The 16,163-nt window shown below is 46.9% G+C and carries 17 protein-coding genes; 15 read left to right on the top strand and 2 right to left on the bottom strand.

What is annotated here, in order from left to right; genetic code table 11:
- Positions 1 to 29: 29 nt before the first annotated feature.
- The 12 genes from HP398_RS21470 to HP398_RS21415 all read left to right on the top strand — a co-directional run bounded on the left by HP398_RS21470 (position 30) and on the right by HP398_RS21415 (position 9,119).
- Positions 30 to 497 carry a tripartite tricarboxylate transporter TctB family protein gene (locus HP398_RS21470; protein WP_017249100.1) on the top strand — a complete coding sequence of 156 codons (468 nt, stop codon included), beginning with the start codon at positions 30 to 32 and terminating at the stop codon, positions 495 to 497.
- A gap of 17 nt (positions 498 to 514) precedes the next feature.
- On the top strand, positions 515 to 2,041 hold the full coding sequence (locus HP398_RS21465; protein WP_017249099.1) for a tripartite tricarboxylate transporter permease: 1,527 nt from the start codon (positions 515 to 517) through the stop codon (positions 2,039 to 2,041).
- A 109-nt stretch (positions 2,042 to 2,150) separates the two neighbouring features.
- Complete coding sequence (locus tag HP398_RS21460) at positions 2,151 to 2,741, top strand: GNAT family N-acetyltransferase (protein ID WP_173623586.1); 591 nt, start codon at positions 2,151 to 2,153, stop codon at positions 2,739 to 2,741.
- 94 nt (positions 2,742 to 2,835) lie between these two features.
- Entirely contained in the window at positions 2,836 to 3,252 is a 417-nt protein-coding gene (locus HP398_RS21455; RefSeq protein WP_173623585.1) for a DUF3054 domain-containing protein, read from the top strand.
- Positions 3,253 to 3,347: 95 nt separating this feature from the next.
- A complete protein-coding gene (locus HP398_RS21450; protein WP_173623584.1) occupies positions 3,348 to 3,485 on the top strand; it encodes a hypothetical protein in 138 nt (45 codons plus the stop codon).
- 37 nt (positions 3,486 to 3,522) lie between these two features.
- Positions 3,523 to 3,885, top strand: coding sequence for a hypothetical protein (locus HP398_RS21445; protein WP_106833256.1), 363 nt, complete (start codon positions 3,523 to 3,525; stop codon positions 3,883 to 3,885).
- Complete coding sequence (locus HP398_RS21440; protein ID WP_173623583.1) at positions 3,869 to 4,492, top strand: thiamine phosphate synthase; 624 nt, start codon at positions 3,869 to 3,871, stop codon at positions 4,490 to 4,492. Before HP398_RS21445 ends, HP398_RS21440 begins: the two co-directional genes overlap by 17 nt.
- Positions 4,493 to 4,495: 3 nt before the next feature.
- Positions 4,496 to 5,158 carry a thiamine phosphate synthase gene (gene thiE, locus HP398_RS21435; protein ID WP_017249093.1) on the top strand — a complete coding sequence of 221 codons (663 nt, stop codon included), beginning with the start codon at positions 4,496 to 4,498 and terminating at the stop codon, positions 5,156 to 5,158.
- Positions 5,159 to 5,245: 87 nt separating this feature from the next.
- A complete protein-coding gene (locus HP398_RS21430) occupies positions 5,246 to 6,154 on the top strand; it encodes a hypothetical protein (protein ID WP_026043125.1) in 909 nt (302 codons plus the stop codon).
- 98 nt (positions 6,155 to 6,252) lie between these two features.
- Positions 6,253 to 6,531 carry an antibiotic biosynthesis monooxygenase family protein gene (locus HP398_RS21425; protein WP_235617487.1) on the top strand — a complete coding sequence of 93 codons (279 nt, stop codon included), beginning with the start codon at positions 6,253 to 6,255 and terminating at the stop codon, positions 6,529 to 6,531.
- Between the two features lie 359 nt (positions 6,532 to 6,890).
- The gene (locus HP398_RS21420) at positions 6,891 to 8,417 is read left to right on the top strand and encodes a two-component system sensor histidine kinase NtrB (RefSeq protein WP_173623582.1); all 1,527 of its coding nucleotides are present in this window, start codon (positions 6,891 to 6,893) and stop codon (positions 8,415 to 8,417) included.
- Between the two features lie 192 nt (positions 8,418 to 8,609).
- A complete protein-coding gene (locus HP398_RS21415; RefSeq protein ID WP_017249089.1) occupies positions 8,610 to 9,119 on the top strand; it encodes a hypothetical protein in 510 nt (169 codons plus the stop codon).
- A gap of 11 nt (positions 9,120 to 9,130) precedes the next feature.
- Here HP398_RS21415 and HP398_RS21410 read toward each other — a convergent pair whose 3' ends face one another.
- Together HP398_RS21410 and HP398_RS21405 are read right to left on the bottom strand one after the other, a co-directional pair.
- Complete coding sequence (locus HP398_RS21410) at positions 9,131 to 9,817, bottom strand: response regulator (RefSeq protein ID WP_017249088.1); 687 nt, start codon at positions 9,815 to 9,817, stop codon at positions 9,131 to 9,133.
- Entirely contained in the window at positions 9,814 to 11,049 is a 1,236-nt protein-coding gene (locus HP398_RS21405; protein WP_069844787.1) for a sensor histidine kinase, read from the bottom strand. The genes HP398_RS21410 and HP398_RS21405 overlap by 4 nt, the downstream gene beginning before the upstream one ends.
- A 155-nt stretch (positions 11,050 to 11,204) precedes the next feature.
- On the opposite strand from HP398_RS21405, the gene HP398_RS21400 reads away from it, so the two are divergent.
- From HP398_RS21400 to HP398_RS21390, 3 genes are all read left to right on the top strand, one after another.
- Positions 11,205 to 11,555, top strand: coding sequence for a MarR family winged helix-turn-helix transcriptional regulator (locus HP398_RS21400; RefSeq protein WP_017249086.1), 351 nt, complete (start codon positions 11,205 to 11,207; stop codon positions 11,553 to 11,555).
- A 128-nt stretch (positions 11,556 to 11,683) separates the two neighbouring features.
- Complete coding sequence (locus HP398_RS21395; protein ID WP_173623581.1) at positions 11,684 to 14,821, top strand: efflux RND transporter permease subunit; 3,138 nt, start codon at positions 11,684 to 11,686, stop codon at positions 14,819 to 14,821.
- 28 nt (positions 14,822 to 14,849) lie between these two features.
- Positions 14,850 to 16,076, top strand: a complete 1,227-nt coding sequence (locus tag HP398_RS21390; protein WP_017249084.1) for an efflux RND transporter periplasmic adaptor subunit — start codon at positions 14,850 to 14,852, stop codon at positions 16,074 to 16,076.
- The last annotated feature ends 87 nt before the right edge of the window (positions 16,077 to 16,163 follow it).

Below are 16,163 nucleotides of genomic sequence, written 5' to 3'. Positions count from 1 at the left end.
CTCCTTTTTCCACACCGTAGGAGGTATACATGAACCTGATGTTTGATCGTATCGGTAGCCTGTTTTTTGCGCTAGTAGGTGCACTCTTCATTGCTGAAAGTCGGAATATTTCGTCTAGTGCTTACGGAAGTCAGGTCGGACCGAATATGTTTCCATTTGGGCTTGGCGTCATCCTGATCTTGTTGAGCTTGCGACTGTTGTGGGAGACCTACAAGAAGGGCGTGGCAGCTTCCTCATCCGAGTCACAGAGTCCACTGCGATACAAGCGGTTTTTATTCATTTTGGCAGCGACAGTCTTGTATGTATTGGTGTTGGAGCAACTCGGTTATGTCATCTCGAGCTTCGCTTTCCTTCTGTACGCCTTCACTATGATGGGAAGTAAAAACATTCTTAAATCAGGAATCGTTTCCTTACTGTTTTCAGTAGGCGTTTATGTCATCTATGTGCATTTGCTAAAAGGTACGCTTCCAGGACTACCTGCCTGGCTAGGCGTCTAGGGAGGGGATAGATTAGCATGAGTGCATTGCAATTTTTGGCGGATGGTTTTCTCGTTGCCTTACAGTGGCATAATCTTGTCTTTGCCTTTATTGGCGTCCTGATCGGTACTGCGGTAGGGGTCCTTCCTGGCATCGGTCCAATGAGCGGAGTGGCGTTATTGATGCCCGTTACGGCTTCTTTGACTTCTGGCTTACCTCCTGAAAGTGCAGCGGCTAGCGCACTGATTTTGTTGGCAGGCGTTTACTATGGCGCGATGTACGGTGGTTCCACAACATCCATTTTGTTAAATACGCCGGGTGAATCCTCTTCAGTCGTTACGACATTGGACGGCTATCAGATGGCCAAACAGGGACGTGCTGGCGCAGCGTTGTCGATTGCAGCGATTGGTTCTTTTGTCGCAGGGCTCGTGGCATTGATTGCTCTTGTGTTTTTGGCTGATCCATTATCCGATCTTGCTTTGAAATTCGGCCCTGCTGAATATTTCTCCCTCATGCTTCTCGGCTTGTGTGCGGTCAGCGGACTGGGGGGGAAATCGATGACCAAAGCCCTTATTATGACAGTCATGGGACTCTTGCTTGCGACAATTGGGATGGATACCGTTTCAGGTGTGGCTCGGTTTACCTACGATATTCCCGATTTGTACCAAGGCTTGGAGTTCCTCACGATAGCAGTTGGGTTGTTTGCCCTTGGAGAAGTGTTCAAGACGATTATCGAAGACGATCAATCCACAAAGGAAATTATTAAAGTGGGGCGGGTACTGCCTTCCAAACAAGACCTAAAAGAAAGTGCCGGACCGATTACACGCGGCTCATTGCTCGGGTTTTTCATTGGTGTTTTGCCTGGTGCTGGCGCTACCCTCGCATCCTTCTTCTCGTATATTTTTGAGAAAAAGCTGAGCAAAGATCCTAGCCGCTTTGGAAAAGGAGCGATTGCAGGGGTAGCAGCACCGGAGTCTGCAAACAATGCTGCTTCTGGCGGTGCGATGATTCCACTATTGACGTTGGGTATTCCAGGGTCCGGTACCACTGCAATTTTAATGGGTGCATTATTGATGTATAACGTACAACCGGGGCCGCTATTATTCAGTGATCATCCGCAGATTGCCTGGGGCTTGATTGCCAGTATGTTTATCGGAAATGTCATGCTGTTGATTTTGAACATGCCATTAGTGAAAGTGTTTGCCAAAATCATTGAAACACCGTCCCATTTCTTGATTCCGCTCATTATCGCGATTTCCGTTTTCGGTGTGTACGCTGTGCAAATCAGTACGTTTGATTTGATTTTGCTCGTGATTTGTGGCGTAGCTGGCTATTTCCTGACGAAAAACGATTTTCCACTGGCGCCGCTCGTCCTCGGCCTTGTGTTGGGACCGATGATTGAAAATAACATGAGAAGAGCGTTGACCACCTCGAATGGCGACTTCTCGATCTTCTTCACGAAGCCGCTTTCCGCTGCTTTTCTGGTTTGTGCGCTTCTGTGGTTGCTGATCCCTCTCTTCTTAAAGCGCAGAGGGAAGCAAGTCATTATCAGTGAAGAAGCGTAACACCCTACTATTTGTCTTGACAGTGTCCTCGCGAGCCCGTATCATTGGAAAAATTTCGGGAAACTGTTCTGCTTGATGGATGAAGCAGAACAGTAGAGGAGAGACAGACATGTTAAACATTGAACCTGTTATCTTAGAAGGCAAGCTGGTCCGATTGGAGCCGCTCAGAATGACACATGTGGATGGAATCTGGGAAGCAGGCGCATACAAAGAGATTTGGCCGCATATGTCCGTTACCATTCGAACGAGAGAAGATGCTCAGGCTTTTATTCTGCAAGCTTTAGAAAATGAACAAGCCCAAACAGAATTACCATTCGTCATCATTCGCCAAGCAGATGGGCAGATCATCGGGAGCACGAGATTTTTAGGGATAGCGAAAAAGGATCGCGGATTGGAAATCGGGTTTACATGGCTGACCCCATCCGTCTGGAAAACGGGCGTCAATACAGAATGTAAATGGCTTCTCTTGCGTCACTGCTTCGAACAATTGGGGTGTATACGCGTACAGCTCAAAACAGATTCGCGCAATTTGAATTCGCAACGTGCCATTGCCCGAATCGGTGGCATTCGAGAAGGAGTCCTGCGCAATCATATGGTGTTGCCAGATGGATACATTCGCGACTCGGTATACTTCAGCATACTTGACTGTGAATGGCCAGAAGTCAAGCAAAAGCTGCAATTGTTGCTGTTTGGTGAATAAAGGCTTGGATTGATTGAAGGGCGTTCAGCGCATGTGTACAATAGGGGTGAACCAAGAGGGTTTACTCTGACAAGACCCGGAAAAGAGGGTATACATGAGACTGCGTTTGTCGCCACCGGGCTATTTATTGTTGCTCGGGGATCTGATCGCCTTTGTGCTTTTTGTTTATTACGGAAAAATCATTCATAGCTACCCTGTCACGGTCATGGGGATTATCGAAACATTAGCCCCTTTCCTGGTGGGATGGATCATCGCGATTCTGCTTTTCAAGAGCTACGGACAGCGAACGTATGAATCTGCGGGCCGACAATTGTTATCTGCACTGATTACGTGGACAGTAGCTGCACCAATTGGCTTACTGATCCGCTCCTGGTGGACAGGTGTACCGACTACGCTTATTTTTGCAGGTGTGACTTATTTCATTACGTTGGCCTTTTTGCTCGGGTGGCGTGTACCGTTCGCCATCGGATACGCGATCTACAAACGTAAGAGACTACTCGCAACCAGCTAATAAAGTGACCCGAATTGGTTACGCTATCCTATGAACGACTTAGGAGGTGAATCAATTGGGAAAGAACAACAACAGCAAGGACCTCGGAAAAAACCGTGGCAAAACGCTGGATGAAAAAGATCGCAACACAAATTTACGACAATCGAACCATAATGATCGAAATGAAGGAACTTCAAAAGACCGCTGAGCAATCAGCGGTTTTCTTCATTGATACAGGTCATGATGTGATATAATAGATTTTGTTTTTTTCTAGTGAGTGGAGGGAAACGTATGACGGAACCGATGCAGAATGTACAGCCGGTGACCTTGTCGTCACAGGCGTTTTTACTTTTGTGCAGACTATATGATGGCTGCTATGACGATTTGAAGCAAAATGAGCAGGTTCACGAACTCGTGGAGTCCATCGGTGATATTTTGCTGGCGGGTGTGGAGACATTGGAGAAACAGGAAGCCAAACCGAAAAATATTACCTTTCCACTTACCGTGCAGCAGGCATTTTTCTTGCGTCGGCTCGTGGTTGAGCTGTTGGCTCAGTCGCCGACGGACAAAGAAGACCGAACGACGCAATGGCTACAGGAGTGTGTGACAGCACTCGCTGGAGGCGGTGTCCAACCTGATGTCGAGCACTCGTGAGCTGCATGTGATTACGAGCGGTCGGCATTCGCTCGATGAGGCATTGCGAATGGCAGAAGCTGCTTATGCAGGTGGTATGAACTTTTTACACATACGGGAAAAGCAGCGTACCGCAAAGGAATGCATGGACTGGGTAAAGGCATTGGCGAATGTCACCCCCCTTTCGGCCTTGATCGTGAATGATCGGGTGGACGTGGTTGCTGCGTCAGGTTGTGCCGGTGCTCACCTGGCATACCATAGTCTGTCTCCTGCGGAAGCGAGAATGGTGCTGAAGAAAGGTCAAAAAATAGGGCGTTCCGTCCATTCCGTGGAGGAAGCACAGCAAGCCATTGCCGCACAAGTCGATTATTTGCTCTACGGGCATATTTTTGCGAGTGGTTCGAAGCCAGGTCTTGCGCCAAGAGGAACAACAGAACTTGCGCAGATAACAGCACGATGGGATACACCGATCATCGGACTCGGTGGCGTCACACCGGATCGGACGGCGCAAGTTTTGAAAGCAGGTTGTGCGGGCATTGCTGTCTTATCGGGGATCACCGATGCAACTGATGCCAAGTCAGCAGCCAGCGCTTATCGAGAGGCATTGGATCGTTGGGAGGGAAAATAAAGCATGCGAGATATACAAAGACTTCGGGAAAAGATGGGTGTCTACTTTGTCGTTGGTACGCAGGACTGCGGGTATTCCAACGAAAAGACTGTGCAAATTGTGGAAGCAGCATTGCGTGGAGGAGTAGGCACGCTTCAGTTGCGTGATAAAGGAAGCAAGCTGACCGCTGAGGAACGATATGAGCTGGGCAGACAACTGCAACAGCTATGCCGTGACCATGATTCCGTATTTTTTGTGAATGACGATGTAGATCTGGCGATTCGCTTGCAGGCAGACGGCGTTCATGTCGGGCAAGATGATATGGCTTTGTCGGAGGTACGGGCTAAAGTCGGCTCCGAGATGTACATCGGTGTTTCGGCAGGTACGGTCGAAGAGGCGCTCACTGCCCAGAACGGTGGCGTTGATTGTATTGGTGTAGGAGCGATGTTCGCTACCCGTTCCAAGGCAGATGCAGGCGAGCCAATCGGACCAGATGGGCTAGAGGAGATCCGTAAGGCAGTCGGTCATGACTTGCCTATCGTCGGGATTGGTGGCATTACCTTGGAAAATGCTGCTGAAGTGCTTGCTGCCGGGGCCGATGGAGTCGCGATTATCAGTGCGATCAGCCAGGCCGATTCACCTGAAGAAGCTGCGCAAGCGCTACAGCGAATTGTACGATCTCGTTAGCACGGACAAAGCGACGATTACATATGGTAGGGTAATAGAAACAAACCAGGATGATGCAATATTGGTGATCAAAAGGAGGTGAAGCCGATGAAAAATCGGATTTACCGTATCGGATATGAATGGGTGAGCAAACGGGAATTGCTCGAGCGATTGTTCATGACCGATTGCATTCTTATCGAACACAAGCGAATGCATCCCCCACCGGAGGATCAAGATACGGAATTGCCACCAGAAAAGGAAGTTCATGCTGTTTTGGTTCGCAGCCAGCGCCGCCCGGGTGAATGGGTGACGTTTAACGGGCTATACGAAATACAGTCGAGAGAGCCCATCCCCTGGATAGATTCACCGTTGGAGTACCATCAATTCGGAGTAGAGTTGATTCCTGGCAATATTCGCAGGGAAAAGGCACCTCAAGGCAGGATACCCGCAAGAACCAAGCTGCAGATCGCAGCAGTGCGACAAGATACGGTATTTGTCACTGTTCCTGGGCATCCATCGCGGCGCTACGAAATGTCAATGGCTCACGCGCGTTTTGCCAAGGATTACCCGACAGAAATGGAAATGAAGCTGCAAGTATACGCTTTTCCTCCACGCAATGATATTTTTGTGGATTGGTTATTGAAAGAAGGGCGTAAAACAGGAATCATTACGCGCCCCAATCAGGAAAGGGTAGAGAAATCTGCATTTCAGGTGTGGGAGGATCTTCGCCAAGAATACGGCATTAGTGTCAGTGCGGCATTGATTGCGATTAAACAGGCACTCATTGTTCTGGATCGTGCTGGTGTCGAGACTGACTTCCCATACCCGGCCCAAGAACGATCGGATTTATCTTTGTTCAGCGAATCGGAGCGAGATGCCTTTTATTCCTACCAATCCGTTCGATGCGCGATGGCCGCTGTCGCTGCGCTTCTGACGCTAGACCCCAAAGATCCATTGCAAGATACACTCTTGATGGATATCATGCTCGAGCAACAAATCAACCGCAGGCGCGAATAGCGTTTGCGGTTATTAGGTTTTTCACCAAAAGTAGTAGTATAATGGGAGTTGGTAGATGAACCCAATGAAAAGGATGTGTGACCATCATGTATGTATCCATGAACAGACTGACTGTACCAGCAGACTACCAATCCCATTTGGAACGCGCATTTGGTAATGGGGGAGAACGGATGAAGGAGGTTCCGGGTTTTTTGGAGTTCCTTTTCCTGGCACCAACGGAAGGTGACGAATACATCGTTTTTACGAAATGGACAGATGAGGAATCGTTTAAAAATTGGACAGAAAGCGAAGCTTTCAAGCGCGCGCATACAGGAACCAACCCAAATAGCCCGGTAAAATCGGATTTGCGCAATTACGCTGTCAAATCCCATTCATAAAGCGAAAGCATTTGTCTCTGCGGGGGCAAATGCTTTTTGGATAATTGAATAATAAACATCCTTTACCATTTTATGCTCGATCGTGATATGATAGAAAATGTTGGGAAAGCGGTTTCAGTCAAACGTGATCAGGAGGTGAAGGGTCCGAAAAAGGTAATAGATAACGCGCGATAATAGGATGCTAGCCGAGATTGTTTGTCTGTAAGGATAAGAAGAGAACCAGATTGGATGGTGTCATTCTCTGCACGAGGATATCATCAAGCCGCTTTACATCTTGTCTCATTTACGTCCATAATAGAGCCTATACATACTTGGGAAAATAGCCTCAATGAAGCACGGAGAAAAGGAGCCAGAGTGTTTTGAAAAATCGAATAAGTAAGTATCTTACTCATTTGGTCCCTGCGGCGGTGGCCAAGACGTTTTCCTTTCTTTCAGATCATCATTACTCTGCTTTGCTTCTAGAAGACCGCGAAAATACAGAGGCTTTGTTTGTTCAGCAAATCACGAAATGGATTGAAGTAGTAAATGTAATCGACACGTATGCATTCGAACGAGAATTGAGCGAAATTGCGTATAAATTTTCGTTACTCGGAATGAATCTTACGTATTTACAGCAATTTTTGCGCAAGTGTCGCGACGTTATTATGGAAGAAATGAATATCAACTCATTTTCTCTTGCCACGACGGAAATGGAGCGAGTAGAGCTTTTGCAAGGACAGATTCGTCTCTATCAATCGATGGACTACATTTTGCATCAAATGGACGATGTCTTTAACAAAAATTCGCATCAATTTCCAGTTGAAAAAACACAAACTTCTCCTGCAACTTCGGCCAAAGGAGAAGATGTTACAATGCTCGCTGAACAGGAGCTTGTTCAATTGGTTCTGCAATCCAGCGATATTGCCGTCTTGATGATCGATCGCCAGTTAAGAGTCATTGAAGCGAATTACGCCGTCTGTCATTTATTTGGCGTAGATCGGAATCAACTCATTGGTCAAAACATTGATCATGCCCTCCGCCCGCATATAAGCGAGCGTTTTGTTCAGTGGGTAATTGAACGCGGGCAGTCCGGCCATTATGTTGCGGAATACAGAGGCAAATGGACGACAGTGAGTACGAGCCCCATTTATTACGGTGGAGAGATGTGGGGAGCGATCGCCGTTCTTCGGAATGTTACGGAAAGCAAAAAGTACGAAGAAGAATTGAGCAAGCGAGAAGCACTGGCAGCCGTTGGGCAGCTGGCTGCTGGGATGGCGCATGAGATTCGGAATCCACTGACAGCCATCAAGGGCTTCATTCAGTTGTTGCGGGAGCAAGGGGAAGCAAATCGTAGTGAATCTTATTTTTCAGTCATCTTAACGGAAATTGAACGCATTGATGGGTTATTGAACGATGTCCTTGTTTTGGCCCGGTACAGGGATGATAAAATCGTATCGGAACGTTTCTTAGTGATGGATGAGTTACATGGAGTCATTCGTTTACTGGAGCCAGAAGCGAATCGAAGAGGAATCAAGCTAGAGCTGGACATTGCACAAGGCGAGTGGCATGTGTTTGGTCATCGTTCGCGAATCAAGCAAGCCATCTTGAACATCTTGAAAAATGCCCTTGAAGCTTTGATGACCCAAGGCAACCTCGTTCAAGTGAAAGTGTACTCATCTCTCAATCAAGTGATCATTGTTGTGGAAGACAACGGACCCGGTCTATCAGATTCTTGCCTCCAAAATTTATTCGTTCCTTTTTATACGACCAAACAAGAGGGAACGGGGTTAGGATTGTCTACGACACAACGAATCATCGCGGATCACGGTGGCGAACTCTATGCGGAAAACTCTCCGAAACTAAAAGGAGCTCGTTTTGAGATTCGTTTACCTCTTTCCATTTCCTAAAAAAACAAAAAAGGATTGTGACTGTAGACGGATCGGATATCCGTCTTTTTTTATGTTCGATTGAGTAGATGGTCCTATTCGCGAAAAAGTTGCAAGTCTTTCGAATCAATCTCTTTGTAAGTTGTTGTCAAGGCGTGTCGATCAGTGGAATAATTTACAAAACGGTTACAATTTGAACGGAGTTGAACAACGGTGATTCGGATGCTGAAAAGAAACGAAACGAGGTGGAGCTACTGGGAAGTTTGGTATGAGGAAACGGAGCATCTTTACACCGTTCATTACGGAAATGTAGGGGAAATTGGTGACTATTTTGCTGTAGTAGCAGAACAGATCGAGGGAAGGCCTGACGAAGTTTTGCAGAACTGGGCAGAAGAGATGAAAGAACAAGGATATCAGGTCATGAAAGAGAACGATTTCCATCCGATGATCATTCGCTTTCCCCATTTGTGTGAGTCAGAGATTGAGATGCGCTATTTGATCGAACAGCTGTTAGACGAATGCTTGGGAAAGACAGGGAATGGCCACAGCGACGGTGGGGAAGACAGCGAGAGGACGTTGGCAGTCATTTGCCGGGTGATCGATACAAAGAAAGCGGCTGCTGCTGTATTTGAAGCGATGTCCAGCGCACAGCTGGTCGGAGGGTTTTCTATCAGCATAAAGCAGGAGGATGGAAACTTGATTCCACTTAGTCCTCCTGCCTAAAACTGTCTGATTTATTTCACGATTTTGTGCCGTAGAGCTTTGGCCACTGCCTGGGTACGATCCTCGACACCCATTTTTTGCAAAATCCGATGCACGTGTGTTTTTACAGTGCCTTCTGATATAAACAAGTTTTGCGCAATCTGATCATTTCGATAGCCATCTGCGATCTGTTGAAGTACATCTAACTCTCGATCCGTCAATTCATCTAGCAAGACTGATTGGGAAGAGGTAGTCGAATCAGGTGTCTCACGTTGACCTAGCAGAGCTTCGGCAAGGGCTTTTGCAGCTGTCACGGTGTGGAAGAGGGCTTCTCCCTGATGGGCTCTGCGAATGAGGTCAAGCATTTCCTGAGAGTCGGCATCCTTTAGCATATAACCGACAGCTCCAGCACGAATCCCTTCCACCACATAATTGTGATTGTCAAAGGTGGTAAGAATCAATACCTTTGTGCGAGGATGCTGCTGCATGATTTCTTTTGTGGCCTCAATGCCAGATTTGTTGGGCATCTGAACATCCATCAAAACGACATCAGGTGCGAGGGCGCCAATCAGTTCAACAGCTTCCACGCCATCGGAAGCTTCCCCAATTACTTCCATATCGGATTGCATTTGAATGACATAACCCAACCCTTGGCGAATCATGGTTTGGTCATCTACTAGGACCACGCGAATGGCTCCTTCTTTTTGTTTACCGGTCATGTTCGCATGCTCCTTTCAGGTTCAGTCTGGCGAATCGGAAAGCTGAAATCGAGTTGGAATCCGTGAGGCTCTCGAATGCGATACGCGAGAGTTCCGTTCAATAACTGAATTCGTTCAGATATGCCAGTTAGGCCAAAGCCAGGTTTGATTTTTTGGTCGCTCGTGATGCTTCCATCGTCTCGAATGGACAACAAAAGGATGTCCTTCTTTTGTTCAATGATGACGAGAATTTCTTTTGCGTCAGAATGACGTAGTGAATTGGTGATCGCTTCTTGCAAAATTCGATAAAACGTTATCGTCATTTCTTGAGAGAGCGGAATGTCCAGATCGGAGCATATCAACTCCATTTTTATTCCTGTATGCTTTTGAGCCTGCGATAAGAGAGCTCGCAGAGGCGTAAGCCCCAAGGAGGTTTTATCCAGGGCCAATGTATGGACAGACGTGCGAATATCCTCCAGACTTTGCTTGGCAACACCAAGCATGTTGCGCACGGCTTCTTGTGCGTTGTCAGGTCCATCTTGCAACATATACTTCAAGGCATGTAGCTGGACAATGAGTGAAGTCAAACTATGGCCCAATGCATCGTGAATATCACGGGCAATTCTCGTTCGTTCCTCCAGAACCGCTACTTGAAGGGAGTGAAGTGCTGCTTCTTGAAGTTGTAAGTGCGCCTCTTGCAACTCTGTATGTGCTTTTTGCAACTGCTCCAGGTGCTGTTGGTTGGTTTCGTACGCTTCAGTTTGAATCCGATAGCCACGTGCGCCGATATAGCAACCCACATACGTAAGGATATAAGAGATGATGTGCGTGAATTTCAGGCTTTCTTCAAAATATAAAAAAAGCGTACTGCACGTACCAAAAAAAGTAGCATAAGCCAATGCACGGCGTCCATGAATGTGAAAACCGATAAAAACAGCGAGTGGGAGCATCAAGCCGAAGCCCTCTCCACCCAAGATGAGGGATTTTAGTAACGAGACAATTCCAAGCACGACTGTCACTAACTCGAATTGGAAAGGCTTCCATTTTTTCTTGGAAGTCCAAAATACCACAAGGTAACAAATAAATAGTACAATGGTAAGAGAAAATTGCAACGGAGTTTCCCGTTTAAATGAATCAGGAAGCAAAGCTAATACAATTAAGATGGAAAACCACATGATTAGTAAACGTTTTTGTATGGCTTTCATCATTATCTTCAACAATGAGAAGTCCTTCTTTCTCTGCCGAATAATCACTTAACTTCATTCTAGCATGCGTTGTCGTCTATCTCCAGATAGATAAATCCCTGTCAGAAATCTACCCCTGGGTAGACTTCACTACATATACATTTCAGTAGAATTATTTTTGGGAAATAAACGATTAGTTATGGGTGTGAAGTGGTTAAGTAAGGATGGCAAGGGAGGTTCTCATGAAAGAACTGATTCAGTTGGCAAAACTCCTGCAAGAAGCCAGTGTTTTGTTTACCACGATTTCTGAGCAAGAGCTGGATACAAGCGATGTAACTTGGCAACAGGTCTTGATTCTGGAGCAGCTTGGAAATGGGCCAAAAACGATGGGGGACATAAGTAAGACTGTCGGTCTTTCATACAGCACAACTTCCGGTCTCATTAATCGGTTGGAGCAGGAAAAACTGGTACGCAGGTTCCGAGACCAATCAGATCGACGAGTTGTGTGGGTGTCACTGACAGAGCGTGTATACCAACAGCGAGATGTGAAATGGGGAAATTCACAAACCGTTTAAAAATGGTTTGTTTCATCCCTTGATATTTCGTTAAACGAAATGCTACTACGAGGTTCACCTTATTCATTTCGTCATGCGAACTATTACTCACAAAGAATTAGCAGATATATAAAGAAGAGGTGAGTGGATTGAATCTTTCTGAACTATCGATTAAACGCCCGGTCACCATGATTATGTTGACTCTGGCCATGATGATTTTTGGTTTCGTTTCACTGCCTCGCTTGTCGATTGATCTCATGCCGGATCTTAACTTCCCGGTTGCTGTCGTGGTTACATCCGTTGACGGCGGATCTCCGAGTGAGGTAGAAAAACTGGTAACGAAGCCGATCGAAGACGCACTTGCAACGGTATCCGATTTAGATAGTATACAATCGGTATCGATGGAAGGCGCTTCGCAGGTTATCCTCATGTTTAACTGGGGGACAGACCTTGATCAGGCGACTCTCGACATGCGGGAGAAGGTAGATCAGGTTCGTGGCTCTTTGCCTGACTCAGCTAGAGCGCCACGCGTACTGCGCATTGACCCGAACAGTACACCGATCATTGAGTTTGCGGTGACGGGTGAGCAAGATATCAACAAATTGAAAAAGATGGCAGAGGATATGATCCAATCACGCCTGGAGCGTATTGATGGTGTCGCATCTGCTTCCATCAGCGGCGGACAAAGCCGGATCATCGATGTTACAGTCGACCCAGCCAAACTAGCGGCGTACGGACTGTCACTTGACCAAGTTCAGCAAGCCCTCCAAACCAGCAACATGTCAGGTTCCGGTGGAGCGGTACGCGAGGGTGACGCCAAGCTCAACATCCGTGTACAAGGTGAGTTTGCTGATGTCGAACAAATCGCGCTGACACCAATCTCTGTCGGTGGAAACTCCATCAGGCTCAGCGATATTGCCGAAGTAAAAGACACGCATCAAGATGTAACGCAAATGAGTTACGTAAATGGAACACCTAGCTTGGGGATTAAAGTGACAAAAGCTTCAGGCGGAAATACCATTGAGGTAGCAGATGACGTAAAAGCTGAGCTGGAGAAAATCAAAAGCGAGCTGCCAGAAGGCGTAGAAATCATTACGACTCTGGATACATCCATCTACATTAAGGATTCCGTTTACACCACCGCTGAACATGCCCTGTTGGGTGGCGGTATCGGTATGATCTTGCTGTTCTTCTTCTTGGGCAGCTTGCGATCCATGGTCATTGCGGTCATCGTTCTTCCAGTATCGATCGTTGCTACGTTCTTGCTGATGTACATGACTGGACAGACGATCAACCTGATTTCCCTCTCCGGTTTGACATTGGGATTAGGATCATTGATTGACTTTGCAGTTGTTATGCTCGAGAATGTTTTCCGCCATCGAGAACAGGGAAAAGGCATGATGGAAGCCGCCTTGGATGGTTCCAAAGAAGTAGGAACGGCAGTTATGGCTTCGGCTTTGGCGCAAATTTGCGTATTCTTGCCGATTGCCCTCACAGAAGGTATTGCCTCTGAGTTGTTTGGACCACTTGCATTGACGGTTGTTTACTCACATATTGCGGCGCTTGTATTCTCTATTTTGCTCGTGCCGATGCTGAGTTCGAGAATTTTGAACAAAATTCCGTCGCATACACATCATGAGAACTATCGTGGAATCAATCCTGTTACGTGGTTTAACATTGGATTTAGCAAAGTAGAAAAAGGCTACCAAAGATTGTTAAAATGGTCATTGGGCCATCGTAAAACGGTCATGATTTCTTCGGTGGTTATGATGGTGGGCTCTCTCGCATTAACTCCATTGATCGGGGCAGAGTTTATCCCGGCCATGGACCAAGGTCAAGTAAATGTCTCCATCAAAATGCCAAATGGTACCGTTCTGGCTGAAACTGAAAAAGTTACCCGACAAGTAGAAGAAATTGTCAACACGGTTCCGGAGAAGAAAATTGTTGCGACTTCGGTTGGTAGCAATGCATCACCGATAGCGAGCACCTTGTCATCCAATCAGGGAACGATCAGCCTGATGCTGGTAGATCTCGACCAGCGCACACGTTCCTCCAATGAAGTTGTAATGGATCTCCAGGAAAAGCTGAAAGATATTGCTGGACCTGAAATCAAGGTAAGCGCACCATCTGGTATGACTACAGGTTCCCCAATCCAACTAAAGGTTAGCGGGGATGATCTGGCCGTATTGAAAGACATTAGTGGTATCATTAAAGGTGAAATTGAGAAGGTAGCTGGTACGAGTAACGTAACAACCAGCTTGGAAGAATCAAGACAAGAGCTGGAAGTGAAGATCGATGCTGGGAAAGCGAGCTTGTACGGCTTGACGACTGGACAAATTCTCTCCAGTGTTCGCACTTCCTTCCAAGGTCAAACGGTAACGTATTATCGTACAGGTGATGACGAGATTGACGTCAACCTCAAGCTGCCGAAAGAGTTTCAGGAAGATATAAACTTCTTGAACAATATGCGTATTTCCGCTCCAGGTGGAGCACAGATCGCGCTGACCTCAGTTGCGACTATCAGTAAAGTAGACGTGCCGGTTTCGATTAACCGTGCCAACTCCAGCCGTGAAGTTCAAGTAACGAGTGATTTGGCAGGGCGTGACCTGAGCTCTGTCACACGGGAAGTGCAAGAGAAAATCTCGAAACTGAATCTCCCAGACGGCTACACAGTCGATTTTGGCGGGCAAAGTGAAGAAATGATGGAATCATTCACTAGCCTTGCTCTCGCGATTGTACTGTCAGTTGTGCTTCTCTATATGGTAATGGCAGCGCAGTTTGAATCGCTCTACACCCCATTTATCATCATGTTCTCCGTGCCACCGACCGTTACAGGCGTTCTGCTTGGACTATTGGCGACAGGCACAACGATCAGCGTTGGGGTTTTGATCGGGTACATTTTGTTGATCGGTCTGGTCGTGAACAACGCGATTGTATTGATCGACTACGTGAACCAATTGCGTGCAAAAGGCATGGAGCTGTATGATGCGATCCTGCATGCTGGACCGATTCGTCTTCGTCCGATTTTGATGACGACACTCACCACCATTCTGGCGATTGGACCGCTCGCATTCTCTGGCGGTGCCGGATCTGAGACGAATGCACCAATGGCCGTGACGGTTATTTTCGGTCTCGGATTCTCTACACTGATTACACTGGTTCTGGTTCCTGTCGTTGCTTCCTGGTTTGATGATTTAGGGAAAAAGAGACGCTTGAAGAAAAAGTTGAAACTCGAAAAGAAACTTGCTAAGAAACAAAAGACAATCAATCCCGCTTTGGAATCGTAAGACGTTTGTGGGAAGAGGAGGGACATACATGAAACTAAATAAAAAACCCGTCATTTTGGCACTACTGGCCATCTCGCTAGTGGCAGGGTGCTCCAGCCCGCAAGCGGAAACGCCGCCTACGGAAACAGTGGAAGCGTCAACCCCTGTACAGATTGAAACTGTTGCAACGGGAACGGTGGTATCCGATTCTGGTCTCACGGCAAAGCTGGCACCGAGTGAGGAAGTGCAAGTCTCCCCGAAAATGGGTGGGAAAATTTCTTCCCTGCCAGTGAAACTGGGCCAATACGTGACAAAAGGTCAAGTATTGTTCAAGCTCGATGAAAAAGATCTGGTGAACAGTGTCAAACAAGCAGAAGCAGCCTACAACGTATCAAAAGCGAGCTTAAACCAAGCAGGCAGCAGCTCTGATCAAGGCTTGGTTCAAGCGAAAAATAGCCTGAAGCAGGCAGAAACCGCACTTCAGGATGCGAAAGTAAACCAGCAGCGGATGCAACAGCTCTTTTCACAAGGAGCGATTTCCGCTCAGCAGATGGAGCAGGCAAATTCTCAACTGACAACGGCACAGACCTCTTATGATAACGCGCAGCAGGGAGTGCAATCTGCGGGACAAAAAACAAGTGTGCAAGTTTCCGAAGCCTCTGTACAGCAAGCGCAAGTAAGTCTGCAAAATGCTCGTGAGCAATTAGCGAATGCGACTGTGACGTCTCCGATCAATGGATATATTTCCAGCGTAAGCGGCGCAGTTGGTCAAATGGCAGGTCAGCAGCCGGTTGTAGTTGTCGTTAACACGAATCCACTTCTGGTAAAAGCGAATCTGTCAGAAGCAGACATCACAAAAATAAAAGTAGGAACTACCGTAAAAGTAAACGTACAATCGACAGGAAAAACGATTGATGCCAAAGTAACGGCGATGAGTCCTGTAATGGATACGCAACTCAAGGCATATCCAGTGGAGATTACGATTCCAAACCCATCCAATGAGCTGAAGTCCGATATGGTAGTGAATGTAACCTTCCCAACGGTTGGGGAAAGTGGAGCAAAATCGATCGTGGTAACGCGCGGTGCGGTCTTTGATCGCGATGGTAAACAGTATGTATTTAAGCTGGAAGGTGACATTGCAAAACAAGTCGAGGTCACTACAGGGAAATCCTCTAGTGATACGATCGAAATTTTGAAAGGCTTGTCTGCCGGCGATAAGATCGTGGTAAAAGGGCAAACACTGCTTCAAGATGGCGGCAAAGTCACTATTCAGTAAAAAAGAATAGCAGAGAAGGGGCGGAGTACATCCGCCTCTTTTTTGTGTACAATGGAAGTATTCGTCTCACTATTCCAAAAGGGGGTG

The sequence above is a fragment of the Brevibacillus sp. HB1.4B genome (genome assembly GCF_013284285.1).
GTDB classification, from domain to species: Bacteria; Bacillota; Bacilli; order Brevibacillales; family Brevibacillaceae; genus Brevibacillus; species Brevibacillus porteri.
Note: the sequence above shows the minus strand (reverse complement) of the source record. Positions and strands in the feature narration are given on the sequence as shown.